The organism is Cohnella zeiphila (genome assembly GCF_014212055.1).
In the GTDB taxonomy this organism is placed as follows: Bacteria; Bacillota; Bacilli; order Paenibacillales; family Paenibacillaceae; genus Cohnella; species Cohnella zeiphila.
Window position 1 is genome coordinate 147,736 of sequence record NZ_JACJVO010000003.1, and the last position, 25,599, is coordinate 173,334.

Consider the following 25,599-nt stretch of genomic DNA (forward strand, 5'->3'; position numbering starts at 1 on the left):
AGGAGGAAACGGGATGATCATTGAACGGATCGTCGGCAATACGGAGAAAACGGAGCTTGGTTCGAAGCGGATCGAGATCGTATATATGCGCAGCGACGATCTGGTCAAGCGAGTTCAGCGCGTCGAGACGGACCGCGGGACGCAGCTCGGCATCCGCCTGAGCGAGCCCAAAGATTTGTGCGACGGGGACATCCTGTTCGCGGATGAAGGAAGGGCCGTCGTTCTGCGCGTGCTGCCGGATCTATTGATCGTCATTCGCCCGCGGTCGACCGGCCAGATGGGCTTTATCGCGCATCAGATCGGCAATCGGCACGTGCCGGCCCAATTCGAAGGGGATACGATGCTGGTGCAGTACGACCGGCTGCTGACGGAGCTGCTGGAGCAGCACGAGGTGCCTTTTATCGTGGAGGAGAGAGCGGTGCGTCAGGCGTTCCGCCATATCGGGCACAGCCACGACCATGCGCCGGGGCATTCCGTCCGTTTTTCGCCGGACGACGGTTACGCGCGCGGTCATGAGCATCCCCATTCTCATTCCCATTCCCATGAACATTCGCCAGACCGCAGCCACGCCCATTCGCACGGGAGCTAGGATGGACGAAGCCCGGTACTTGCTGCTTCAACTGTGCGACAGCGGGTTTCCTTCCGGCGCGTTCTCGCATTCCTTCGGCTTCGAGACGTACCTTCACGAAGGAACGATAACCGACGCTTCGTCTTTTCGGCGATGGCTGGAAGCTTATTTTCTCAAGCAGTGGGTCTACAACGACGGGTTCGCCGTCAGGCTGGCATACGAAGCGCTGGAACGGGGCGACCCGGAAGCGGTGTGGGCGCTCGACCGCCGGCTCACGCTGCAGACCGTTCCGCGCGAACAGCGTCTCGCCGGCATCCGCATGGGGCGCCGCATGCTGGAGCTCGTACAGGAGCTTCTGGACGGGGAGCTGCTCGGCCGGTACAGGGAGCGGATCGCGGGCAAAAAGGCGTTCGGCCAGGTTCCGGTGCTGTTCGCATTGATCTGCGTTAGGTGCCAGGTTCCGCTGCGAGATGCGCTGCGGCATACGGCTTACGCCGCCGCGGTATCGCTCGTGCAGAACGGAGTGCGCGCGATTCCGCTGGGCCAGACCGACGGGCAGCGGCTGCTGTTCGGCCTGAATCCGGTCATGGCCGAAGCGGCCGGCATCGTTGAGACTTTGCCGCCCGAAGACTTCGGGATCAGCCCGCCTGGACTGGAGCTGGCGTCCATTCGACATGAGCGTCTCGACGGAAGAATGTTTATGTCTTAGAAAAGCGAAGTAGGCGGGTAGACAGCCTACATGAGCGAAAGTTCGGCGGAACGTGACAAAGTAGGCGGTTATACCGCCTACTTGGGAATTGAAGCGTTAGAGGCAGCAAAATGCCAATGTGGTGGGATTTTGGAGGATGAGACGGGGAACCGTGTTGTCGGGCAGCTCTTCTCCGTTTATTTCGCCGAATTTTAAAGCATAAGGGGGAGAACGGAATGAGGCCGATTCGAATCGGGATTGGCGGACCGGTCGGCGCCGGCAAGACGATGCTGCTGGAGCGTCTGACGCGAAGGCTGAACGGCGAGCTCGGCATGGCCGTCATCACCAATGACATCTATACGAAGGAAGACGCGAAATTCATGGTGCGGAACGGGGTGCTTCCCGCGGACCGAATTATCGGCGTCGAGACCGGAGGGTGCCCGCATACGGCCATTCGCGAGGATGCCTCCATGAATTTTGCGGCCGTTCAGGAGCTGGAAGACCGCTTCTCCGATCTGGAGCTGATCTTCATCGAGAGCGGCGGCGACAACCTTTCGGCGACCTTCTCTCCGGAGTTGGCCGATTTCTCGATCTACGTGATCGACGTGGCCCAAGGCGAGAAAATCCCCCGCAAAGGGGGCCAAGGGATGATCAAATCGGATCTGCTGGTGATCAACAAAATCGATCTGGCGCCGTATGTGGGAGCCAGTCTGGAAGTGATGCGGCGGGAAGCGGACGAAGCCCGATCGCGCCGGCCCGTAATCATGACCAATCTGAAGATCGATCAAGGGCTGGAGGAAGTTGTGGCTTGGCTCCGCAGCGAGGTGCTGCTGGAAGGGCTGCAGCCGCATGGCTGACGGTTTCGCGGGCCTTGGACGGGCGATCGGCGAACGTGCGGGTTACGGTTTCGTTGGCGACGCTGGCCACGAGGGGAACAACCATGAGAGGAACCGTCACGAGAGCGGCAGATATACAGCCGTAAATCTTCCGAGCGTTGGCCGTGAGGGTCTCGCATACACCGGCTATCTCCGGCTCTCATTGGAGTATCGGAACCGGGAGACGGTCGTCGGCGGGAGCTACGCTTCGGGAGCGTTCAAGATTTCCCGCCCGTTGAAGGCGGATCTATCCGGCCAAAAGCTCCTGTACCTGATGAACCCGGGCGGCGGGTACGTGGACGGGGACCGCTACCGGATGGAAGTGGCGCTGGGGGCCGGGGCCGAGCTTGCGTTGACGACCCAATCCGCGACTAAGGTGTACCGGACGCCCAAAGGACGAGTGTGCTCGGACACCGATATCCGCTTGGCGGACGGGGCGCTGCTCGAGCTGCTGCCCGATCCGGTCATCGCGTATGAGGACGCCGTCTATTTTCAGCAAACGACAATCCGGATGGAGGCAGGCGCATGCCTGATTCTGGCGGACGCCTGGACGCCGGGCTGGAGTCCTTCCGGCCGGTCCTTCCGATACCGGCGAATCGACTCGCTGACCGAGCTGTATGTCGGAGAGGAATTGCAGCTGGTCGACCGGCTCTGCCTGAGACCTGACGGAGAGATGGCGGAAATCGGGGAACTGGAGGGCTATACCCATTACGGCTCCCTTCTAGTCGTTCACCAAAAGGGAACGCAGGAGGCGGTAGACGAATTGTACGAGGGGCTTCGGAATGCAGTTCCCGCTGAGGGGATTCGGTTCGGGCTGACCTCTCTTGCCTTGCCTGGTTTCATCCTGCGGATCATGGCCCGCAGCACCGAAGATTTGCAGCGGCTGACCGCCATCTGCCACGATGAGGTCAGGAAGCGCTGGCTCGGCAAGCCGCCGCTTCGCATTCGGAAGTAGAGCCGCCGTTATCGGGAAAAGAGCGCTCAATTCCCGTGGGAATCGAGCGCTCTTGAGAGACGGATCTGCCGGCCCTTTCACACAGGAGAGCAATCAGGTTACTCACATTCGAACTGTCGCCGGCTTTTCCGCTCAAGAGAGAAATCAGGTTACTCACATTCGTATTGTCGCAGTCTTTTCCCTCAACAAAGTAAACGGGTTGCTCGTATACGCCGGCAGTCGCGCTTATTTCCCCAAGTCCAGCCACCGGGCTTCGTCCGGGGTCAGCGCTACCTGAAGGGCGTTCGCGCTGGAGTGAAGCTCCTGCACGGTGTTCGGCCCGATCAGGGCGCATACCGGGAACGGCTGGTTCAGCACATAGGCGAGCGCGATGTCGTTCGCCGATACGCCCTTCTCCCGGCCCAGCGCCTCGGCCCGGCGGTACCGCTCCCAGTTCGCGTCGCTGTAGTAGACGCGCCGGATTTCGGGGTCGCCGTTGTCCGGGTTGTACCGGCCGGTGAAAAATCCGCTCGCCTGCGAGGACCAGGACAGTAGCGGAAGCTGCGTCCGCTCGTGCCACGCCAGATCGTCCGCGTACACGGAGACGCACCCCTCCCAGCGCGGTTCGTTCGGCTTCGCCAGGCTCAGGTTCGGGCTGTTGCAAGCCATGCCGACGAGACCGTGAGCCGCGGCGTATTCGTTCGCCTCCTGAATGCGCGCGACCGTCCAGTTGGACACTCCCAGCGCGCGGCAGTACCCCGCCTCCAGCAAGGAGTTCATCGACTCCAGGATATAGCCGACCGACTTGTCCGGATCGTCCCGGTGCAGCATGAAAATATCGACGTAATCCGTCTGCATCCGCTCGAACGTCTCGGCCAGATCCTGCTCCATGAACTCGCGCGTCATCCGCGGCGAACCGTACGGATGGGCTCCTTTGCCGATGATGACCATCTCCGCGCGATTGCCGCGCTCCTTCATCCACAACCCGACCGCCCGCGAACTGCGGTCGCCGTACACGTGCGCGGTATCGATGCAGTTGCCGCCGAGCGCGGCGTACGCGTCCATCAGCTCCGCCGAATGCTCCATGCGATCGGAGTCCAGCATCATCGAGCCGAGCACGAGCTTGGAGCACGCGATCTTGTCCGTTACCGCCACCAAGGGCATTTTCGCGGCGTTTGTCATAGGACCACCCTCGCTTTCTCGCGGGCCGACTTCAGCACCGCATCAATGACCTTCATATTGGCCTCCGCGTCCGCGGGCGGGAATTTCAAAACCTCTTCGCCCCAGATCGAGCGCGCGAACTGATCGGCCTGCAGCGAATACTGGTTCGCGTATTCGCCCTTCTCTTCGCGCCGCTCTCCGCGCGAATAGACGACGAAGTCGGGATCGTCCTTATTCGGGAGAAAAGCGCCCGGAACTTCGATGCGCCCGTCCGTGCCGACGATCTCGAGATCATTCCGGAAATCGGCCCACATGCCGCAATCGAACGTAAGCGAGACGCCGCCGGGAAATTCGAGCAGACCGGCGCACATCATGTCGACGTTGTCGTGCTCGGGCGAGAAGAACGCGTGAGCGGTCGCGGCCGCCGGCTCGGCGCCGAGGAGGAAGCGGGCGGCGCTGATCGGGTAGCAGCCGACGTCGTAGACCGAGCCCCCGCCCCAATCGGCGCGGTAGCGGACGTTGCCCTTATCCCCTGCGTTGTTGAACGTGAACACGCCGTGCAGGCCGCGAAGCTCGCCGATCTCGCCCGCGGCGATGAGCGCCTTGATCCGTTCCATGCGCGGATGATGCCGGTACATGAACGCCTCCGCCAGCTTCACCCCGGCCCGCTCGCAGGCTTCCGCCATCTCCCGGGCTTCCGAAGCGTTCAGCGCGATCGGCTTCTCGCACAGCACGTGCTTGCCGGCTTCCGCCGCGCGAATCGTCCATTCCTTGTGCAGATGGTTCGGCAGCGGAATGTACACGGCATCGATGCCCGGGTCCCGCAGAAGCTCCTCATAGCTGCCGTAAAAGTCAGGGATGCCGTATTGGCGGGCGGCCGCCTCGGCCTTGCCGGCGTCTCGGCTGGCGATCGCGGCGACGCGGCCGGTGGCCGAAGCCTGGATGGCCGGAACGACCGACCGGTTGATCCCCGCCGCTCCCAGAACGCCCCAGTTCAGTTGTCTCAAAGGGCAACACCTCGTTTTTTTCGAATATTGGATTTGCTATGATATTGTCATTATACTGAAGTGGAATTTATTACGAAATCTAATTATATTGATAGACCTATCACAATATTGTCATTCAGGCGGGGAGGCGGCAACCGTTGAAAATCATCGCTTTGCCCAGCATAGACGCCGATCAATTTCCTTGCTTTCCCGAGATGGCGGGCTGGGTCAAGGACGAGCCTCAGCATGCCGCCGTGCGGGTGCCCGGCGAGTTCCAGCACTTCAATCTTCACGTCGTCCTGAAAGGGAAGGGCTTCGTCTATGTCGACGGCCGCAGGTTCGAGCTCCAGGCCGGGGACGCGTTCCTGTTCGGCCCGCATCAGGAACAGCGCTACGGCTCCAGCCCGGACGATCCGTGGGACGTCTATTTCGTGCATTTTTACGGGACCAAGATCAAGGAATATCTGGCGGAAAAGGGATTTCTGCGGACAAGCCTATGGACTTTGAAGTCGACGGGGAGGCTGCGGGATGCGTTCGAGGCGCTCGTGGCGGAAGGCGAGAGCAGCCAGGCGTGGCGGCCGGCGCTGTTCTCCGCGCTCGCCTATGCGATCGTGGTGGAATTCGCGGCGCAGGCGGCGCCATTAGCCCCCCGGAAGGAAGGCGGCAGCGCCGCGGCGATTCTCGAGCTGCTTCCCTTGATGCAGGAACGCGCCTGCGAGCCGTTCGAGCTGCGGGAATGGGCCGGCCGGGCGGGGGTGAGCACGTTCTATTTCTGCAAGCTGTTCCGCAAGGTGATGCAATCCTCCCCGATGGAATTCGTCGCGCTGTGCCGAATCCGGCAGGCGAAGACGATGCTGATCGAGAACCGGGACCTGCCCCTCGCGGACATCGCCGAAGCGTGCGGATATCCGAGCGTCAGCTATTTCATTCAGCGCTTCAAGAAACAGGAAGGGCTGACGCCCCGGGAATACCGGCGCAACGTGTGAGCCGCGCCATTCTTCTATTGCGCAATTTCGGCCCCTTCCCTTAAACTGGATGAGTCCCGATCATCATCATGAAGGCGATACGAAGGGGCCTATTCGGGAGGGCACTTTACCTTGAAACTTCAATCCAGATCCAATTACCTTCTGTTATTGCTCGTCGTTTTCGGAGGCTTCCTCATTTTCGGCTTCTCGGAAAATATCAAAGGCCCCGCCATCCCGAGGATGCAGGCGGATTTCGGCCTGGACGAAGGTCAGCTCGGCGTGCTGCTCGCGCTCAATTCGCTCGGCTACCTGGTCGCCTGCACGTTCACGTCGGCGCTTGCCGGCCGAATCGGCATTAAGCTGACCGGGATCATCGCCTTCGGTTCGATGGCGATTTCCGGCGTACTGATGTATGTATCGACCGGCTATACGTCTCTCTCAAGTTCTTATTTTCTCATGTATATCGGCAACGGAATGCTGGAGATCGGGCTCGCGATCATGGCGGCCCGAATCTTCACGAAGAACATGGGGACGATGATGAATCTGGCCCACTTCTTCTACGGGCTCAGCTCGATCGCGGCCCCGTTGATCGCGGCTCGCATGATGGGCTGGCACCTCGGGGGCGGAGAGCTCGGCTGGCGGGGGATGTATCTTCTGATGCTTTCCCTGTCCGTGCTGCCGATTATTCCGTCGCTGTTCGGCAAGTTCCCGGGACAAGAACATGCCAAGGACGAGCGAATCTCGCTGCGCCTCCTCTCGCGCGATCCGATCGCATGGTTCATCGTGGCCATTCTCACGTTCGGCGTCATCTCCGAGCTGGCGGTCGGCAGCTGGCTGGTCAACTTCCTGGAGAAGGCGTACGACTGGTCGGCGGGGGACGCTTCCGGCATGCTGTCGGCGTTCTTCCTGTTCTTCACGTTCGCCCGATTGTTCCTTGGGCCGGTCACGGACAGGATCGGCTATGCGCGGTCCGTCGGCATTTTCTCCGCCTTCTCCGGCTTGTGCAGCCTGGCGGCGATTCTGATCGGCGAGCCGGGCGCCATCCTGTTCGCGATCGCCGGAGCCGGCATCGCGCCGATCTACCCGACCGTTATGGCGATGATCGCCAAGCGTTATCCCAAAGGGACGGACACCGCGATTACGTTCACCGTTACGCTGATGGGCATCGGCAGCGTGCTCGGCAACCTAGTCATCGGTTTCCTGATCGACTTTGTCCGCGGCCTGTTCGAACGGGAGGGCTCGGCCCGAAGCCAGATTCTCGGCCTGCAGGCGGGTTACGGCTTTATCGCCGCGATGGCTTTGCTTTGCTCGGTCTGCTGCGTCTATCTTTATGTTCTGCTCCGCCGGAGAGGCGAAATGGTTTAAAGACGGAGGACCCGGCAGCCGGCAAGTCCATGGCAGGATAAAAGGCTGACGAGCCCGCGGGAAAAGGTGAACATGCTAAAAAGCCGACGGATCAGACTGGCGACGTGGCTCGCCATTATGGCGGCGATTGTCGCCGCGCTCGCAATGTCCTTCTTCGAATCGGCAAACGGCAGAATCGAGCCCAGAGCGAAGAACGGCGTATTGGATTTGAGAGACTGGGACTTGAAGAAGGACGGGGCGCTGCGGCTGAACGGCGCCTGGTCTTTCTATTGGGGGCAGCTGTTGACGGAGGGGGCCGGGACGGACTCCGCATCGCTGGCGAAAGTACCCGGCACCTGGAAGGGCGCCGGATTGCCGGGGCGGGGCTACGCGACTTACCGGCTCCATGTGCGGACCCGCGGCGGCGACGGTCCGCTCGCTCTGCAGATTCCCGCGATCGCGCCGGCCTACCGAATTTACGCGGACGGCAAGGAGATCGCTCAGGTAGGAACCGTGGCAGCGGATAAGGGCGAGACGCGCAACGCCTATTTTCCTCAGACCGTCGAGTTTACCCCTGCCTCCGACGAGTTCGATCTGCTGGTTCAAGTAGCCAATCGGCTTTATCCGAACGGAGGCATCTGGTTCAGCCTGACGCTTGGCGCCGAAGGGGACATGCTCCATCGGCAGGAGCGAAGCTCGCTCGCGGATATGGCCGTTTTCGGAGGATGCGCGCTGCTCGGATTGTATCAGTTGGCACTTTATGCGCTGCGCCGTTCCGAGCGCTCGATCTTGTACTTCGGCATCTGCTGCCTGCTCGGCGCGATCCGCCAATGGGTCGTGGGCGACATCTACCTGGCTGAGTTCTATCCGGACGTCAGTATCCGGCTGCTCATCGCTCTCGAATATTTGGCTTTTTACGGCGGCGTGACGATGGCGGCGCTGTTCGTCCGGGAGTTGTACCCGAAGGAGTTCAGCGGAAAAATCGTCAAGTCTCTCGCATGGGTGGGGGCCGGTTTTATCGGGACGGTCCTGCTGCTCCCCGCCGAGACGTATACCGAGCTGATCGGGTATTTCCAGTGGGTGGCCTTGTTCGCCTTCGCCTTTTTTATCGGCGGGTTCGCGTTGGCGTCGTGGCGAGGCCGCGGCGGCGCGCTGCTGCAGCTGACAGGCTGGCTCGCCTTTGTCGCCTCGGCCGTGCACGATATTTTTTACAGCAAAGACTGGATCTTCTGGATCGACGTGCAGCTTGTTCCTTACGGGTTCATTCTGCTCGTCTTCATCGAGGTGCTGGAGCTGGCCCGGAGGTTCGTGAACGCTTACCGGACGATCGGTACGATGTCGGACGAACTGATCGCCATGAACCGGATGAAGGACGAATTTCTGGCCAATACGTCGCATGAGCTGAAGACGCCGCTGCACGGGATCATGAACCTCACCCAGGCGTTGTCCGAAGGGAGATCCGGCCCGCTTAACGGGACGCAGCGGGAGCAGCTCGAAGCCGTCGTCTCGGTAGCCCGCCGGATGTCCAACCTGATCAACGACATTCTCGATTTGTCCTTGCTGAGGAACAACGGGATTCGGCTGCGGCGAGGGCGCGTCGACGTCAGGGCGGTCGTGACCGCCCAGGAGGAAGTGTTCCGGCACTACATCGGGAGCAAACCGGTGTCGCTGCGGCTCGAGTGGCCGGAGTCGCTGCCTGACGCATACGCGGACGAGAGCCGGCTGCTTCAGGTTGTCTACAATCTGATCGGCAACGCGATCAAGTTCACGCCGGAAGGCGAAGTCGTCGTCTCCGCCCGGGCGGAAGGCGCCATGCTGCGGATCTCCGTCGCCGACACCGGCATCGGAATTCCGGAGGACAAGCTGGAGACGATCTTCCAATCGTTCGAGCAGGTAGGCACCTCCGCGGCGCCGGAATACGGCGGGGCCGGGCTGGGGCTCGGCATCGCGAAGCGGCTTGTCGAGCTGCACGGGGGCGCCGTCGCGGTCGCTTCGAAAAGGGGAGAAGGCTCCGTCTTTTCATTCACGGTTCCCGTTGCGGAAGGAGTCCGCGAGATGCAAGAAGGCAGCTTCGGCGATCCGGATTCCGCCATCTTCGGGGCGGCGCGGCTGTCGGCCGGCCGGGCGGAAGCGGCGGCTTCTCTCGAATTTCCGGAAGCCGTGCAGTCGGAACAGGCGATTCTGGCCGTCGACGACGACCCGGTGAACCTTCGGGTGCTGAAGACCGTGCTGGCGAATGAGCCGTACGAGGTGCTCACGGCGTCCGGCGGGCTGGAGGCGCTGAACCTGCTGGAGCGTTCCGGCGGCCGGATCGGCCTGGTCATTCTGGACGTCATGATGCCCGGGATGTCGGGATACGAGACTTGCCGCAGGATCCGGGAGAAATACGGGCTGTCCGAGCTGCCGGTGCTGCTGACGACGGTGAGAAGCGGCCCGGACGATCTGATGTACGGCTTCGAGGCGGGGGCGAACGATTTCCTGGCCAAGCCGTTTCAGCCGCACGAGCTGCGGGCCAGAGCGCGCACGCTGCTGGAGATGAAGCGGTCCGCGGAGGAAGCCGTTCGCTCCGAGATGGCGTTCCTGCAGGCGCAGATCAAGCCTCATTTTCTGTATAACGCCTTGAACACGATCGTCTCGTTCGCGCTGGACGAACCGCAGACCTCGCACGATTTGCTGCTTCATCTGGGGCGCTATTTGCGGGGCAGCTTCGATTTCAAAAACAAGCAGAGACTCGTTCCGCTGAGAAAAGAGCTCGAGCTGACGGAGGCGTATCTGTCCATCGAGCGGGCGCGCTTCGGAGACCGGCTGCGCGTTCGCTATGAAGTGGACGAGTCGGCCGCTTGCCTGCTTCCGCCGACGACGCTGCAGCCTCTCGTAGAGAACGCCGTCCGGCACGGCGTAACGAAGAAAGAGGAAGGCGGAACGGTTACGGTAACCGTTCGGGCCGGCGGCGGAAGTGCCGTCATTACCGTCGAAGACGACGGGATCGGCATGAATTCCGCGGCTCAGGCGATCCTCTCGAGGGAAGCGGAAGGCGCGGGAGGCGTCGGCCTGCGGAACATTCACCAGCGCCTGATTCGAATGTACGGCAAGGGGCTCGATATCGAAAGCGCGCCCGGAAGCGGGACCCGGGTGACGATCCGCGTTCCGCTCGAGAACGGGAACGATAGGGAGGAGGAACGGGGATGATCCGGGTAGTAGCCGTGGACGACGAGCCGCCGGCTCTCAAAAGGGTGGAGAAGCTGCTGCGGGCGAAGGCGGACGTCGTGCAAATCGGCGGTCTTTTCGACAGCTCCAAGCAGTTCTGGGAGCATGTCTTGACCTCGGCGGAGCCGATCGATCTGGCGCTGCTAGACATGGAGATGCCGGGACTACACGGGCTGGAATTGGCCAAGCGCCTTCGCGAGGTCCGGCCGGAAATCCAAATCGCCTTCCTGACGGCTTACGAGGAGTATGCCCGCGACGCGTTCGACGTAGAAGCGCTCGATTATCTGCTCAAACCGATCACGGACGCGGATCTGGCGCGAACGTTCGACCGCTTCGCGAAGCGGAGCGGCCGCGGCGCTTCCCTCCCGGTTGCGGAACCGAAGCTGTCCGTTCGCAGCTTCGGCCCCTTCTCCGTTACGACGGATCGGGGGGAGGCGGTGCGCTTCCGCAATTCCAAGAGCCGGGAACTGCTGGCGTATTTGCACCATGCCGGCGGCAAGCCGGTCGGCAAAGCCCAAATCATGAACGATATATGGCAGGGCAAGGACGTGGAGCGAACGCAGGTCAATCTGCACTCGACGGTATATCAGCTCCGGAAGGACCTGGAAGCTTGCGGTCTGCACGGGGTCGTGGAGCAGACGAAGACGGCGGGGGGCGGCTACGGTCTGCGCTGGCCCGTCGCGGTCGGCGACGATGTCGCCGAGTACGAAGCGGCGCTCCGTCAATACGGCAGCACGAAGTCAATGACGCCGTTGATCCGCGCCATCCAGCTGTACGGAGAAGGCTTCCTGGCCGGGAGCGGTTACGGCTGGGCGGCGCCGCGGCAGGCCGAGCTGGAGCTGAGCTACGCGGAGCTGCTGGAAGCGATGGTAGGCGCTTATATCCGGCTGCAGCGTTACGAGATTGCGTTGGACCCGATGCGGAAGTGGGTTCATCTGCAGCCGCTGGAAGAGAGGCTTCACGCGAAGATGGTCGCCCTGCTGCTGATGATGGACCGGGAGGACGATGCGCGAAAATATTACCGGCTTGCGGCGGAGTCGCTGGAGCCATCCGACGAATCGGCTCTGCCGGATTTTTCCCGCCTGCTTGCGGATCCGTCTGCTTTCTTTTGATCGGCCTGCGAGATTGGGCAGTTTGGCTTCTCCTCCAAGGAGAGGCTTTTTCTTTTTTTTATTTCGACAATTTTTTTGGTTTTTCGCGCAAACCTGACATGAAGCGCTTTCTTTTCAGTCTTCCGGCAGGCGGTATTGATAGAATACCAAACAGCGGCTTCACGGCCATGCGCGAATCGGGAGGGAATAGAATGCGTTGGAAGATCAGATTGAACGGTTGGGTGCTGACGCTGGCGATGCTTGCGGCGATCGGCGGCATGACGGGACTGTTCGCGGCCGGATCGGGCCGCGCCTACGCGACCGTCCAAACCTGGGAGAATCTCGGCAGCCCGGGTTTTTCGGCGGGACAGGTCGACGATTTGTCGCTCTACGTGGACGGAGGCACTCCTTATGTGGCTTATCGGGATACGGCCAATGGCTACAAGGCAACGGTGATGAAGTACGACGGCAGCAATTGGGGGACGGTAGGCAGCGCCGGCTTTACGCCAGGCAGAGCCTATTTCACCTCATTATACGTGGATCAAGGCATACCCTATGTCGCTTTTCAAGACGGAGCAAACCTTTCCAAGCTTACCGTGATGAAGTATGACCAGGGCAGCTGGACAACGGTGGGCAGTGCCGGATTCTCGGCAGGCGAAGCCGACTATATCTCGCTGTCCGTCAGCGGCGGCACCCCCTATGTCGCATTTGAGGACAAGGGGAACTCTTCCAAGGCCACGGTGATGACGTACGACGGAAACAATTGGGTAACGGTGGGCAGCGCCGGATTATCGGCAGGCGAGGCCGTCTATGATTCGCTGGCTGTCGATAACGGTATTCCCTATCTCGTATTTAACGATGGGGGAATCGGCTATAAGCTTACGGCGATGAAATTCAACGGATCCGATTGGGAGACGATCGGCAACGCCGGGTTCACCGCAGGGAGCGGCAATTATATCTCGTTGAAAGTAGACCGCGGCACGCCATATGTAGCCTTCTCCGATTATTCGCTGGGAGGTTTCGATAACGGTAAGGCTACGGTGATGAAATATAACGGCACCGAGTGGGAAAAGGTTGGGAACGCCGGTTTCTCGGCAGACACCGCCGTCTATACTTCTCTGGCGATGAAGGACGGCGTTCCCTATGTCGTTTACGAGGATTATGGGAACGGCTACAAGGCGACCGTCATGAAGAACGACGGAAGCGGGTGGCAGGCGGTAGGCGGCGTCGGTTTTTCGACGCAAGGTGCTTATACCGGCCTGTTTATCGACAACGGCAACCTTTACGTCGCTTATCAGGATGTGGCTCAATCCTTCAAGAGCACCGTCATGAAGCTGATCACGAGATACAATGTCGTCTACGACGGCAACGGGAACTCGGCGGGGACGGTTCCGACGGACAGCGGCAATTACGATCCCAATGCCTCCGCTACGGTTCTGGGCAATCCCGGGAATCTTGAAAAAGCCGGCTATACGTTCGCCGGGTGGAACACGGCTCCCGACGGCACAGGGACGGATTATGCGGAGTTCGATACGCTGACGCTCGGTTCGGCCGATGCCAGGCTGTATGCGATGTGGACCCCGAACGACTATGCGGTCGCGTACGACGGCAACGGCAGCTCGGGCGGCGACGCGCCTGCCGGCGGCAGCTATCCTTTCGGCTCCAGCATTTCATTGCCTGACAGCGGAAGCGTGGCCAGGACAGGCTATTCGCTGACCGGCTGGAATACGGAGGCGGACGGCAGCGGAACGAATTACGCCGCCGGGAGCGCGTATACGATCGGCGCGTCGGACGTAACTCTCTTTGCGCAGTGGACGATCAACCGCTATGCGGTCGCGTACGACGGCAACGGCCATACGTCCGGCAGCGTGCCTTCCGGCGGAAGTTACGACTACGGCAGCGCAGTTACGGTATCGGAGAACGCGCCCGGATTGGATAGGACGGGTTATACGTTTGCAGGATGGAACACGAAGGCGGACGGCAGCGGCACGGACTATGCAGGCGGAGACGACTTTACGCTGGGCGCCGAAGACGTGACGCTTTATGCCCGGTGGACGGTCAACCGATACGCGGTGGCATACGATGGCAACGGCAATGAGACCGGCGACGCTCCTTCCGGCGGCAGCTACGATTACGGCAGTGCGGTTACGGTATCGGGGAACACGGACGGCTTGGCCCTGACGGGCTATACGTTCGCGGGCTGGAACACGAAGGCGGACGGCAGCGGCACGAGCTACGCCGCCGGAAGCACCTATACGGTCGATGCGTCGGACGCGACGCTGTATGCGCAGTGGACGATCAACCGCCACGCCGTCGCCTATGACGGCAACGGAAGCGATCAAGGATCCGTGCCGTCCGCCGGCGTCTCTTATGATTACGGCAGCAGCGTCGGCGTACTGGAAAACACGGGCGGCCTGGCCCGCACCGGTTATACGTTCGCAGGCTGGAATACGAAGGCGGACGGAAGCGGCACGGATTATGACGGCGGAGCCGACTTCACGCTGGGCGACGCGGACGTGACGCTGTATGCGCAGTGGACGGTCAACCCATACGCGGTGGCATACGACGGCAACGGCAATGCGTCCGGCGACGTGCCTTCCGGGGGCAGCTACGATTACGGCAGCGCGGTTACGGTATCGGGAAACACGGACGGCCTGACCAAGACGGGCTACACGTTCGCAGGCTGGAATACGAAGGCGGACGGAAGCGGCACCGCATATGCCGAATCGGATAGTTTCACGATGGAAGCGGCGGACGTGACGCTGTATGCGCAGTGGACGATCAACCGCTACGCCGTCGCTTATGACGGTAACGGAAGCGATCAAGGATCCGTGCCGTCCGCCAGCGTTTCTTATGATTACGGCAGCAGCGTCAGCATATTGGAAAATACGGGCGGCCTGGCCCGCACCGGCTATACGTTCGCGGGCTGGAACACGGAAGCGGACGGAAGCGGCACGGATTATTCCGGCGGAGCCGGCTTCACGCTGGGAGACGCAGACGTGACGCTGTATGCGCAGTGGACGGTCAACCTATACGCGACGGCGTATGACGGCAACGGCAATACGTCCGGCGACGCGCCTGCCGGCGGCAGCTACGACTACGGAAGCGCCGTAACGGTAGCGGGGAACACGGACGGTTTAGCGAAGACAGGCTACACGTTCGCCGGCTGGAACACGGAGGCGGACGGAAGCGGCGACGCATATGCCGAATCGGATACTTTCACGATGGAAGCGGCGGACGTGACGCTATACGCGCAATGGACGATCAACACCTACTCCTTCGCCTATGACGGCAACGGAAGCACGGATGGCGACTTGCCGGCCGACAGCCAATCTTACGACTACGGCGCCAGCGTCGTCGTATTAGGCAACGAGGGCGATCTCGCCAGAACGGGCTATACGTTCGCGGGGTGGAATACCGCGGCGGACGGCAGCGGTACGAGTTACGGCGAATCTGACGAGTTCACGATCGGCGCGGCGGATGCGACGCTGTATGCGCAGTGGATGCCGATTCCGTACACGGTCAGCTTCGAGAGCAACGGCGGCTCGGCGGTGGACGACCAGACGGTCGACTATGGCAGCGCGGTTGCGATGCCGTCCGATCCGGCGAAGGCGGGCTACACGTTCGGCGGATGGTATACGGACAGCGAGCTTCGCACGGCGTTCGAGAACACGGCGATTACGGACGATACGACGCTGTACGCGAAATGGACGCTGAACCGGTACACGGTCAGCTTCGACAGCCAAGGCGGATCGCCGGTCGACAGCCGGACGGTCGACTATGGCAGCGCGGTTGCGATGCCGTCCGATCCGACGAAGGCGGGCTACACGTTCGGCGGATGGTATACGGACAGCGAGCTTCGCACCGTGTTCGAGAACACGGCGATTACGGGCGATACGACGCTGTACGCGAAATGGACGCTGAACCGGTACACGGTCAGCTTCGACAGCCAAGGCGGATCGCCGGTCGACAGCCGGACCGTCGATTACGGCGACAAGGCGGCGAAGCCCGCCGATCCCGCGAGGGCTGGGTATGCGTTTGCCGGGTGGTATGCGGATAGCGATTATATTTCCGCATTCGACTTCTCGGAAACGGCGATTACGGCGAATCTCAAGCTGTATGCCAAGTGGATCGTCAATAGCGGCAACGGAGGCAATAGCGGCAACGGAGGCAATGGCGGGAATACGGGCAACGGAGGCAATAGCGGCAATGGCGGGAACAACGCCGGCACCGGCGACAACCCGGGCGTGCCTTCTGTGCCGGGCGATGCTCCCGTCACTTCGTCCAATGGACAATTGACGCTTCCGGCGGGAAGAGAAGGGGAAGTCGGATTTGGGGGCGCAATCTCCGTCTCGATTCCGTCCGACGCGACGGGCGGCAAAGATTTGACTTTGACGATCAAGAAAGTGACGGACGTTTCGGATCTCCTCGCGAACCGTGAAGCGCCGATCAGCCCGATCTTCGAGCTGACGAAGAGCTTCACGGAGAAGTTCCGGAAGCCGGTCACGCTGACGCTCACTTTCGATCCAAAGCTGCTGAAGGCCGATCAGGTGCCGGTCGTCTTCTACTACGATGAGGAAAAGAAGGCTTGGACGGCCGTGGAAGGCGGCACGATCGGCGAGGGAAGTTTGAGCGTCGAGGTCGATCATTTCACGAAATTCGCGGTATTCGCGGTTGATTCGGCACCGGAGATCCGCTTCGGAGACATCTCCGGACACTGGGCGGAGGAGAGCATTCGGGAAGCGGCCGGCGCGGGCATCGTCACCGGATATTCCGACGGCACATTCAAGCCGAATAATCCCGTGACAAGAGCGGAATTTGCGGTTATGCTGATTCATGCGCTGATGCCGCAAGCGGATGAAGCGGACTTGAGCTTCACGGATGCCGGGAAGATCGGCGCCTGGGCGAAGCCTTCCGTAGCGCAGGCCGTGCAAGCGGGCGTGATCAAGGGGTACCAGGACGGCACTTTCCGTCCGGAGGCGCCGATCACGCGCGTCGAAATGGCCGCGATGGTCGCGAACGCCCTAGGGTTGAAATCCGGTGCGGCGACGGCAACCGGCTTCACCGACGATAGGGAGATTCCGTTATGGGCCAAATCTTCCGTCGCAGCCTTGAAGCAGCTCGGCCTTATGCAAGGAGGAGGAAACAACGCCTTCGCTCCGAACGGCGGAGCCACGAGAGCCGAAGCGGTCGCGCTGCTGGTCAACGCCCTGGCGCAGCGAAGCGGCGCGAATGATTGATCCAAACGGGAGCGCACGTCACTAACTTCCAAACGGGGTGCCATATTTTAAGTGAAAAACAGGAAAACCGCCATTTTTCTGCTAGTCAGCCAGATCGTCTACGCCTTGTTCTCGCTCGCGTGGATCATCGTGGCGCTGATGTCCTTTATGATGTTCGATTCTCCCGACGCGCTGAGCGACGGAACGACATTGTTCGTGTTCATCATGGTATGGATGTACCCGGTGGCTTTGATCGGATCGGCCATCGTCGGCTGGGTGCTCTATCATAAGCGGAAATTCAGAGGCGCGGTCTGGATCGATTTGATCCCGATGCTGTGGGTATTGGGCATCGTTTTGCTGTATACCGTTTCTTGAGCCGTTCTGAAGCGAATCGTCCCGCGTCCGGTTTCTCTCCGTCGAAGGAGAGCCGGGGCGGGACGATTTTATTGTCGCGTTCGATGAAATCAGAATCTTCATCAGCCGGTCGACTTCCCGCTGCCAGTAACCTTCTCCTGCGAACGAATCTTGGAGCATCAGCCCGGAAACGACGGAGAAGAAGAGAAACAAGCGCTGCCGCGGATCGCCTTCGCCGAACTCGCCGAGCTGCTGGCCTTTGACGAAGACGGGGACGAGCAGATCGATCGTATCCCGGGGGCTATAGCGTTCGACCGCCTGTCTCGCCTGTGCCGGAACCCCCTCGGCCGTCTGGGCTTGACGGATGAGCAGGAAGAAATGCTTGTGATTGTCGGCCAGCATGTTCAGGGTAAGAGCCTTGAACTGTTCCAGAGGGGTGCCGGGAAGGTTCGGAACGTTGCGGATTGCGGCTTGGGCCTCGTCTATCGCTTCTTCCACGAGCAGCGCGAACAGCTCCTCCTTGGACTGAAAATACCGCTAAGAGAGTCCTTGGCTGATGCCGGCTTCGGCGGCGATCGCGCTCATCTTCGTCCCGGCGAGGCCCTTGCCGGCGAACACTTTGAGGGCAGCCTTCTTGATTTGTTCCCGTCTCTCGTCGTTGTTGCGTTCCGCGGCGTCGTTCGATGTCGCCATTAGCGGTCACTCTCCTTTTTTTACGATTGCGAATTCCGGGTTTGTTCTTCGCTCGTTTCCCAGAGCCGCCGCGCGTCCTCCAGGCTGCGAGCCGGCGCGGCGGGAACGGCTTCCTTCAAATCCGCATAGTATCGGCCGCTTTGGCCGCTGACTTCGTCCGAATCCGCCAGCCAGACGAGCGTCTCCGCTCCTCTCTCCGGCGTCCGGGAAAACCGCTTCATCACCGCCATCGTCATTCGCGCCAGCAGCCCGTTATCCTGGTTGAAGTTCGTGGCCACGAGTCCGGGGTCGAAGCAGCTGGCGGTAACGCCGGATCCTTCCAACCTCCGGGCCAGCTCGGATGTGAACAGAACGTTGGCCAGCTTGGTCTCGCCGTACCGAAAGTTGGGGCCGCCCGTCATCGTTTGCGGGAAGCTGAAGCGTTTCTTAGCGCTCAGGTCGTCAAAATCGATGCCCTTCTTGGCCATCTTGTGGCCGTGGGAGGACGTGGTGATGATCCGGGCCTCCCCGCTCTCCTTCAACCGCTTGAGCAACAGCGTCGTCAACAGGAAAGGGGCGAGGTGGTTGACCGCCCAGGTTTGCTCGATGCCGTCCCCAGTCATGATCCGCTTCACGAACATCGCTCCGGCGTTGTTGACGAGCACGTCGATCCGGGGGCAACGCGCCAGAATCTCGGAGGCGACGCGCCGAATGGAGCGCTGGTCGGTCAGGTCGGCCAGGAAGACGTCGACTTTGGCTCTGCCGCCTGTCAGCTCCTTGAGCATAGCCGCCGTCTCGTTCGCCTTGGCTTCGCTGCGCGCCACGATCCCGAGATTCGCGCCCCGAGCCGCCAGTTCCTTCGCCGCCGCCAGTCCGATTCCGCTGGTCGCTCCGGTAATCAACACGTACTTGCCTTGTACGCTCCACTTCTCATTCTTACTTCTTGCCATTTTCGATCAAACTCCTTCTCATGATTGGTTTGGTAAGGATTCGGATGAGGGATATTGGGCTCCTAATCGTTCAAATAGTAAATGAATGAATCATTCATTTATGTTGTGTCTGTATCATAAGATCAAATCCGGATGATGTCAACTGTTTTTTCTACGTGTTTTTTTCTAAGGCGGCAAGCGCATCGGCTCGCCATCGAAGTCTGCCGAATGGGCTTCCGATGCGATGATTTGCATCGTTAGCGCACGGTGCCAGGCTTCGGAATGTGCTGCTAACGATGTTTCGCATCGCAAGCGCATCGGCTCGCCACCGAAGTCTGCCGAATGAGCTTCCGATGCGATGATTTGCATCGTTAGCGCACGGTGCCAGGCTTCGGAATGTGCTGCTAACGATGTTTCGCATCGCAAGCGCATCGGCTCGCCATCGAAGTCTGCCGAATGGGCTCCCGATGCGTTATGAAAGTGTCAGTGGTTACGCAAAAATTCCTGCAGGAGAGAGATGGAGGGACTGCCACCGGTGCTGGTCGTGACCGCCGAGTACGATCCGCTTCGCGACGAGGGAGAGCAATACGCCCGGAAAATGGCGGAAAGCGGCATTCGGGTAACGATGAAGCGGTATCCCGGCATGATTCACTTGTCCTACGCGATGACGGACGTGTTCGAAGATGGCCACGACGTCTACCGGCTGATTGATCGCGAGCTGAACGCGGCCCGATTAATCCGGTGACCGTAACCCCTCGTCATCGTAGGCTTCCCTTGCCCGCAGAACGGCATCGTAATGGGCCTCCGTCCATTGATGGAGAGCCCTCATCGGTTCGATCAACGTCATCCCGAGCGGCGTCAGCTCGTATTCGACGGTCGGAGGGACGGTCGGGTACACCTCGCGCTTCACCAATCCGTCTCTCTCCAGCTGCCGAAGCGTTTGGGTCAGCATCTTCTGGGTGACGCCTTCAATTCGGCGCTTGAGCTCGCTGTAGCGCTTTTTCCCGAATTCCAATTCGTAGAATACGAGCACCGTCCATTTGGTGGAGACGATCTCCAGCGCCCTCCGATAGTGGCAAGGCGACTCGCCGCCGCCTGGGGGAACATGGCGAATATTCATGCAAGAAGTCACCCTTCCTTATGAAAACCCCGTAACTAACAGCATTGTACCACGTTTCCTCAGCTGACCGATTCGTGATTTCGGGCAGCTCCGGCGCAGACGGAACGGAGTCTCCCGGTCTGAAGTCCGAAGTCGTCCGCAGCCTCGAGGCGGGGACGAAACCGTTCTTCCGTCGGCCTCAAATTCCCGTCCGGGGACCGTCCCGCCGAACCCGGCCTTTCGATAAGCTAAAGACATCCAAACTTTGGCAGAGAGGCGGGAGTTTATGGGAAAGGTTACAGCTTCAAGCGGCACGGAAGAGAATCGGAGGATCCGTTTTTTTGAAGGGGAAAAAGCGTTGGTGCTTGTCGGACTGCTCGGTTTCCTGTTGGCCGGCATCTGCGGGCTCTTCGTCCTGATTCGGGGGGCGGAGGTGGCGCCTGGGGGCGATATCTCGAAGGCGTTCTCGTTCAACGCCGCGCTCGGCATCTTTATTCTGTCGACGGCGGCCATTGTGCCGTTCTCCGGCCTCAAAGCCCGGACCCGGGCCGTCTTCCGGCGGGGCTACATCGTTCTGGCGCTCTATGCTTACGGAGCGGAGACGATCCAGAATGCCCGCGGGGTCAATCCGCGGTTCGTCGAAGACGGCTCGGCTTTCGACCATGTCGTCGGGAACGTGTTCGCGTTCGTCGCGCTCATGCTGATCGTGCTGTATCTGGTCATGGCGGTCGGCTACTTCCGTTCGAAAACGTACGCCCGTCGCCCCGAGCTGATTCTCGGCATTCGTTATTCCATGATCGCCGTGCTTATCTCGTTCTCGGCCGGGGTGTGGATCTCGATGAACCAAGGCCGGTTCGTCGGGGCGCACGGCAATATCATCTGGCTGCACGGACTCGGCTTTCATGCGCTTCAAGCGATTCCTCTGGCCGCCTGGCTCGCGGAAAACACGGCGCTGCCGAATGCGGCCCGGCGCATGCGGATTCACGGAGTCGGCATCGCCTTCCTGCTGGGCCTCGCCGCGATCGGCTGCCAGACGCTCCAAGGCGAATCGATCATGCAATGGTCCGCGCTTCCGATCGCCGCCGGCTGCTGCTTCCTCGCCGCGCTGGCCATCGGGGCGGGGGTTCTGCTCCAAGCCGCGAAGGACCGCGGCAAGGTTTTCCCGGCGAAGCCGTCCGGCCGCGCTCTCTAATCGCGGACGATCATGACGTAATGGGCGCCGCCGGTATGCAGCAGCGCCAGCCGTTCCTGCACGGGGCGGCCGGCCCCCATGGCGACGAGGGGCGTCGCGGTCTCCACCTGCATGGGGGAGGCGGCTTCGCCCCCGGAGTTCGTACTGTCCGTCGAGTTGCCGGGAGGCGTTCCGGTCCCCTTCTCTTTGTCCTTATCCGAAGAGGTCGTCGTTGCGGCTTCGGTCGTCTTCCGCTCCCAAAATTTGATCGAGGCTTGAAGCACCGAGGTGTCGTTCAGCAGGCTCAGCATCTCCGGCCCGAGGCCGGGCTCGTCCTCACCTCTCATTCGGGCGTGGATGGCCGCGGCGGACAGGGTCAGAATCTGCTCGTCGGACAGACGGGCCGCCATCAGGGAACGCATCTCCGCAATCTGGTCGGGGGGCGCGCCGCTTCCGGGATCGTGTCCGCCGCTCGCCTTGGCGATCTGAACGAGGGCATGAATGAGGCAATGGCCGCCCCCGGGATTGTCCAGCTTGCGGAAGTCCTTGGGCGCCTCGCCCCGATAAACGCGAACCTGAATGCCGAGCCGGCTGGCGACGAGATGGCCTTCCGCTTCCGTCAGGAAAGCCGCGCTCTCGGTCACGTCCTTCCGGTAAGCGCTCAGGAAGCGGGCTTGCGCCTCGGGCAGAATCGCCCCGGCATCGTCGACCAAGGGTCGGCTCGGCCGTTGCTCGGAGAAGAGACCGAACGGGTCTGGCAGCTTGCCGGAGGCGCCGTCGGTTTTTCCCGTCTGGGATCCGGTTCCGTCCAGACGGGCTTTCTTTTTGGCCTTCGGGGCTTCGTTGTCGTCCTCAAAGCGGTTTTTGCCCGTTCTGGCTCTGCTGCGGATCGTATCCGACACGTCTTTTTCCCAATCGATCTCATCGTCTGCGCCCGAATCTTTGAACGAGTCGGGGTACGTCTGCTCGATCAGGCTTAAGTGCTCGTCCAGCAGCTTGGCCCGGGAATCGGTCGGAGCGGCCTTGACGTCGATCAGGCCGAAAATCGCCCAAAGCAACCGTTCCTTCGATTGGCGATTGCCGTCCTCATGCTGAACGAGCACCTGGCGCCTCATCCCTTCCGACTTGCCGCCGACATCGGCCGCGGCCAGCGTGGAGCCCGGCGAATAGTTGATGTAAGTAAGCAGGTCGTTGATATACTGCTGGAGGATCAGCGCTCCTTGCAGCGGCGTGTCGTACTTTTTCGCTTTCTTCAGCTCGGCCAGGCGATCGGCCTGCCCGTCGACGACCTCGGGGAATTCCTCCTTGAGCGATTTTGCCCGGGCTTCAGCCTCGGGAACGAGCACGTCCCGCATTTTGCCGTGTGCTTCGTCCACGGAGCTGCGGATCAGCTCTTTCCGGATCCGGTCCAGGTGTACGATCCAGGCCGTCGTATGCGCGCCCATCGTTCCTGAGAAAGGGGAAGGCGTCCGTCCGGCCGAGCGAATCTCGCTGATCTTGCCCTTGTCGTCGAGAAGCACCTGGGTGGCGATCGGCTGTTTGCGCTCCAGCGCTTCTTCCGCCGCCGCGGCGGCCTCGGTGGCGGCGGCCGAAACCGCAGAGCCGGTCCCGCCGTTGTCAGGGGATTCTACGTCTTTATCCGAGACCTCGTGCCGGACTTTCGCCGATTCGTTCGTCTTCTCCGCCGTTTCGCCCTTTAAATCGTCCGCTTTCCGGAACTGCTCCATTTTTTTGGTATGCTTCTCCTCAAGCGAACGGACCCAGGCATTGCTCTCGTCCAGCCGATTCAATTCCCGCTCTTCCTTTTCTTTCTCCGTGCTCCATTTCGGAATGTCGGTGGGAACCCGCGCGGTCCAGTTGGCCGTTTCTAGTTTCCTTAGGTCGATGTTCTCTTTCAGCTTGTCGATGCGTTCTTGCTTCTTGCCCTTCTTCTTGTCGTTCAACTCTCTTTGCCATTCCAGCCAGCCGCCTTCTTCCAGGGCGACTTCCCGTTCCAAGGCATCGACGACGGCCGCTTCCTCCAGCTTCTGTTCTCCCGAGAAGACGAGCGGGAATGAGATTTTGATCGTCTGGACGTGCTGAAGGATCGCGAAGCGCATCCGGGTCGCCGGATTGAGCGGCTTCGTGCCGGGCGCCATCTTCTGGGCCAGGTCGGCGTTGCCTTCGATCGCCGCCAACGCGACGGAAGAAGCGTCAAACAGCGAGAGGATCGCGTCGAGCAGCTGGTCTTTGTCCTGCCAATTGCCGGGTTGATGATCGGCGAGCAGCTTCGCTTTGCCCGACTCGCCCTTGCCTTTGCCGGCCAAAGAGGGGCTCTTCTCCATCACGTTGATGACCGACAGCGGCATCAGCTCCCGGAAGTGGAGATAAGCGCCGATGAACGCCTGCAACAGCAAGATCGCGCCGCTATGATCGGGCTCGGAGGCAGAGGGGACCGCGGCGGAGACGCCGTTGGTATCGGTCATGGCGACGGTGGGCGGGCCGCCGGTAACGCCGTTGGTATCGGTCATGGCGACGGTGGGCGGGCCGGCGCTTACGCCGCTGGCGTTGTCATTGGCCGTGACCGGAGGCGCGCTTGGAGTCGCGTTCATCGCAACGTCGCTTGCCGTCTCGGTCGCGGAATCGCGGCTTGACGCAACCGCCGCCTTCAACGGCCCGCGGAAAGAGAGCAAATGTTTCAGGGCGTCGTTGTATTTGGCCAGATGCCCTTCGGGAAGCTGGCTCACCAGGTTCATGCCCGGCAAACTAAACGTGCTCTCCGCAAGCTCCAGCATCGCTTGGATCGCCTCCGCCGGCGTCCGTCCCTCGACGCGCATGCGGATCGCGGCTTCATGCACGGAGAAAGCCGTCGTGTGGTCTCCCATCGATTTGCCGAATACGCGATCCGGACGCCCGGCGATCACGAGACGACCCAGCTTCTCGGGAGCGTTCTTGTTCGGAAGGATCTGAGCCGCGACTTGCCGCTGCAGCACAGGAGCGCGGCCGGAAGCGGAGCCGCGATCCGTCTTTTCTCCCGGCGCGGCAAGCGGAGCGCGGCTTCTCATCAGTTGGAGCACGCCCTGGTTCCCGACGGACTGCTGCAGCCGCTGCAGCACGGAGGCGTCAGCCAAGTTCAAGGGCGCGGACGCGGGGGAAGAAGCCGCAGGCCGATTCGCCGCGGATCGCTGCGAAGCCGAATGCCCGGCGGCGGAATCGGGTGTCGACTTGGTTGAAGCGGAAACAGCGCGCATAGGATCTCCCGTCCTCCTTCCTGCCAAGGAGCCTCAAAATCTCGATCCTATTCGATTCGACGATTTTCGCCCAGGTCCTGCCAGATTGCGTCAAAAAAGAGCGCTCCCCGACCCCTCATTCGGCCGGAAGCGCTCTTTAGTCGGTTTGCGGGCAGGCCGCCTTAGCGAATGACGCCGCAGGCGATTCGGTTGCCGGAGTTGCCCGACGGGTCGGTTACGTAATCGTCCGCTTTCTCGTGAATGACGATCGACGTCCCGCCTTTCTTGAGCAGGGAATTCGCCTCGCCTTTCTTCAGCGTGACGTTCTTGCTCTCGATATCCGCCTTGACGGTGCCGTCGGCCGCAACCTGAATGTTGGGAAGATCGCCGACATGGAAGCCCTTCGGATTGTAGAAGCCGTGCTGCTTGTGGGTCGTGTTGAAATGTTCTCCCGCGCTCGCGAAGTCCGGCGGCTCGCATTTGCCGGTCTCATGAATGTGGAAGCCGTGAACGCCGGGCGGCAGCCCCTTGGCTTCCAAATGGATTTTGACGGAGCCGTCCGCTTGGGTGAACATGGCGGTTCCAACCTCTTGGCCTTGGGAATTGACGATCTTCGCCGTGACCGACGGAGTTCCTTCATTGGCGCTGGCGGCGGGAAGCGATCCGGCCATTCCCCACAGTAGCAGACTTAGGGCGCCCAGACCGGCTGCCGCGACTTTCGTTCTCATTGCGCGTTTCATCCTCCTGTTGCGGTTTGGTATTCCTGCATAGCATTTCCTTTTTCCGATCAATTATGAATTTCCAAACGCGCATGCTATAATAAGGCCAAATTTCTCGGACAAATCGGGCGCATGGGAGGAGGGCCAAGGTGGATCACTTGATGGACTACGTTCAACTGATCTTCTCGATCGGCCTGATCTATTCCCTGGCGCTTCTTCCGTTCTCTTTTTTCATTGCCAAGGAGAGACATTGGAGCCGCGAAACGGTCGTCGTCGTTCCGGTTCCGCTCACGCCGGCAAGTCCGGCTCGGTTGAACGGCATCCGGCGATGGATGGTGCGGACGGTCAAACGAAGAGAAGCGCCGGACGGAGATGCGGATTGTTCCTTCCCTTATTGAATCGCAATTC

At 61.0% G+C, this 25,599-nt stretch carries 21 protein-coding genes; 14 read left to right on the top strand and 7 right to left on the bottom strand.

Annotation, left to right across the window (positions count from 1 at the left end):
• The first annotated feature begins 13 nt into the window (after positions 1–13).
• The 5 genes from H7C18_RS03135 to H7C18_RS03155 are packed head-to-tail and all read left to right on the top strand — an operon-like array spanning position 14 to position 3,086.
• Positions 14–589: an urease accessory protein UreE gene (locus H7C18_RS03135; protein WP_185127550.1), complete on the top strand. Its 576-nt coding sequence runs from the start codon at positions 14–16 to the stop codon at positions 587–589.
• Position 590: 1 nt separating this feature from the next.
• A complete protein-coding gene (locus H7C18_RS03140; RefSeq protein ID WP_185127551.1) occupies positions 591–1,277 on the top strand; it encodes an urease accessory protein UreF in 687 nt (228 codons plus the stop codon).
• 30 nt (positions 1,278–1,307) lie between these two features.
• Positions 1,308–1,472 carry a hypothetical protein gene (locus H7C18_RS03145; protein ID WP_185127552.1) on the top strand — a complete coding sequence of 55 codons (165 nt, stop codon included), beginning with the start codon at positions 1,308–1,310 and terminating at the stop codon, positions 1,470–1,472.
• A gap of 20 nt (positions 1,473–1,492) precedes the next feature.
• Positions 1,493–2,113 carry an urease accessory protein UreG gene (gene ureG, locus H7C18_RS03150; protein ID WP_185127553.1) on the top strand — a complete coding sequence of 207 codons (621 nt, stop codon included), beginning with the start codon at positions 1,493–1,495 and terminating at the stop codon, positions 2,111–2,113.
• Positions 2,106–3,086, top strand: a complete 981-nt coding sequence (locus H7C18_RS03155) for an urease accessory protein UreD (RefSeq protein ID WP_238357432.1) — start codon at positions 2,106–2,108, stop codon at positions 3,084–3,086. Before ureG ends, H7C18_RS03155 begins: the two co-directional genes overlap by 8 nt.
• 225 nt (positions 3,087–3,311) lie before the next feature.
• On the opposite strand, the gene H7C18_RS03160 is transcribed toward H7C18_RS03155, so the two are convergent.
• Both H7C18_RS03160 and H7C18_RS03165 read right to left on the bottom strand, forming a co-directional pair.
• Complete coding sequence (locus tag H7C18_RS03160) at positions 3,312–4,247, bottom strand: aldo/keto reductase (RefSeq protein WP_238357433.1); 936 nt, start codon at positions 4,245–4,247, stop codon at positions 3,312–3,314.
• On the bottom strand, positions 4,244–5,233 hold the full coding sequence (locus H7C18_RS03165; protein ID WP_185127555.1) for a Gfo/Idh/MocA family protein: 990 nt from the start codon (positions 5,231–5,233) through the stop codon (positions 4,244–4,246). The genes H7C18_RS03160 and H7C18_RS03165 overlap by 4 nt, the downstream gene beginning before the upstream one ends.
• 137 nt (positions 5,234–5,370) lie before the next feature.
• Between H7C18_RS03165 and H7C18_RS03170 the strand changes: the two genes are divergently transcribed.
• The 6 genes from H7C18_RS03170 to H7C18_RS34930 all read left to right on the top strand — a co-directional run bounded on the left by H7C18_RS03170 (position 5,371) and on the right by H7C18_RS34930 (position 17,413).
• Entirely contained in the window at positions 5,371–6,198 is an 828-nt protein-coding gene (locus H7C18_RS03170; RefSeq protein ID WP_185127556.1) for a helix-turn-helix transcriptional regulator, read from the top strand.
• A 111-nt stretch (positions 6,199–6,309) separates the two neighbouring features.
• On the top strand, positions 6,310–7,542 hold the full coding sequence (locus H7C18_RS03175; protein WP_185127557.1) for an MFS transporter: 1,233 nt from the start codon (positions 6,310–6,312) through the stop codon (positions 7,540–7,542).
• Positions 7,543–7,614: 72 nt separating this feature from the next.
• Entirely contained in the window at positions 7,615–10,710 is a 3,096-nt protein-coding gene (locus H7C18_RS03180; protein WP_185127558.1) for a hybrid sensor histidine kinase/response regulator, read from the top strand.
• Entirely contained in the window at positions 10,707–11,840 is a 1,134-nt protein-coding gene (locus tag H7C18_RS03185; protein ID WP_185127559.1) for a response regulator, read from the top strand. The genes H7C18_RS03180 and H7C18_RS03185 overlap by 4 nt, the downstream gene beginning before the upstream one ends.
• 191 nt (positions 11,841–12,031) lie before the next feature.
• A complete protein-coding gene (locus H7C18_RS03190) occupies positions 12,032–17,059 on the top strand; it encodes an InlB B-repeat-containing protein (protein WP_185127560.1) in 5,028 nt (1,675 codons plus the stop codon).
• A 51-nt stretch (positions 17,060–17,110) separates the two neighbouring features.
• Positions 17,111–17,413: a hypothetical protein gene (locus H7C18_RS34930; RefSeq protein WP_238357434.1), complete on the top strand. Its 303-nt coding sequence runs from the start codon at positions 17,111–17,113 to the stop codon at positions 17,411–17,413.
• A gap of 516 nt (positions 17,414–17,929) precedes the next feature.
• On the opposite strand, the gene H7C18_RS35940 is transcribed toward H7C18_RS34930, so the two are convergent.
• Together H7C18_RS35940 and H7C18_RS03200 are read right to left on the bottom strand one after the other, a co-directional pair.
• Complete coding sequence (locus H7C18_RS35940) at positions 17,930–18,085, bottom strand: TetR/AcrR family transcriptional regulator (protein WP_420481830.1); 156 nt, start codon at positions 18,083–18,085, stop codon at positions 17,930–17,932.
• Between the two features lie 20 nt (positions 18,086–18,105).
• Positions 18,106–19,014 carry an SDR family oxidoreductase gene (locus H7C18_RS03200; protein ID WP_185127561.1) on the bottom strand — a complete coding sequence of 303 codons (909 nt, stop codon included), beginning with the start codon at positions 19,012–19,014 and terminating at the stop codon, positions 18,106–18,108.
• Positions 19,015–19,510: 496 nt separating this feature from the next.
• Between H7C18_RS03200 and H7C18_RS03205 the strand changes: the two genes are divergently transcribed.
• A complete protein-coding gene (locus H7C18_RS03205; protein ID WP_185127562.1) occupies positions 19,511–19,738 on the top strand; it encodes an alpha/beta hydrolase fold domain-containing protein in 228 nt (75 codons plus the stop codon).
• Here H7C18_RS03205 and H7C18_RS03210 read toward each other — a convergent pair.
• Entirely contained in the window at positions 19,727–20,113 is a 387-nt protein-coding gene (locus H7C18_RS03210; protein WP_185127563.1) for a winged helix-turn-helix transcriptional regulator, read from the bottom strand. The genes H7C18_RS03205 and H7C18_RS03210 overlap by 12 nt on opposite strands.
• Before the next feature lie 265 nt (positions 20,114–20,378).
• Here H7C18_RS03210 and H7C18_RS03215 point away from each other — a divergent pair, with 265 nt between their 5' ends.
• Positions 20,379–21,284: a hypothetical protein gene (locus H7C18_RS03215; RefSeq protein ID WP_185127564.1), complete on the top strand. Its 906-nt coding sequence runs from the start codon at positions 20,379–20,381 to the stop codon at positions 21,282–21,284.
• Here the strand turns inward: H7C18_RS03215 and H7C18_RS03220 are convergent.
• A complete protein-coding gene (locus tag H7C18_RS03220) occupies positions 21,281–24,493 on the bottom strand; it encodes a hypothetical protein (RefSeq protein WP_185127565.1) in 3,213 nt (1,070 codons plus the stop codon). The two genes, H7C18_RS03215 and H7C18_RS03220, sit on opposite strands and share 4 nt — an antisense overlap.
• A 161-nt stretch (positions 24,494–24,654) precedes the next feature.
• The gene (locus H7C18_RS03225) at positions 24,655–25,200 is read right to left on the bottom strand and encodes a superoxide dismutase family protein (protein WP_185127566.1); all 546 of its coding nucleotides are present in this window, start codon (positions 25,198–25,200) and stop codon (positions 24,655–24,657) included.
• Between the two features lie 140 nt (positions 25,201–25,340).
• On the opposite strand from H7C18_RS03225, the gene H7C18_RS03230 reads away from it, so the two are divergent.
• Positions 25,341–25,589: a hypothetical protein gene (locus H7C18_RS03230; RefSeq protein WP_185127567.1), complete on the top strand. Its 249-nt coding sequence runs from the start codon at positions 25,341–25,343 to the stop codon at positions 25,587–25,589.
• Positions 25,590–25,599 lie beyond the last annotated feature (10 nt).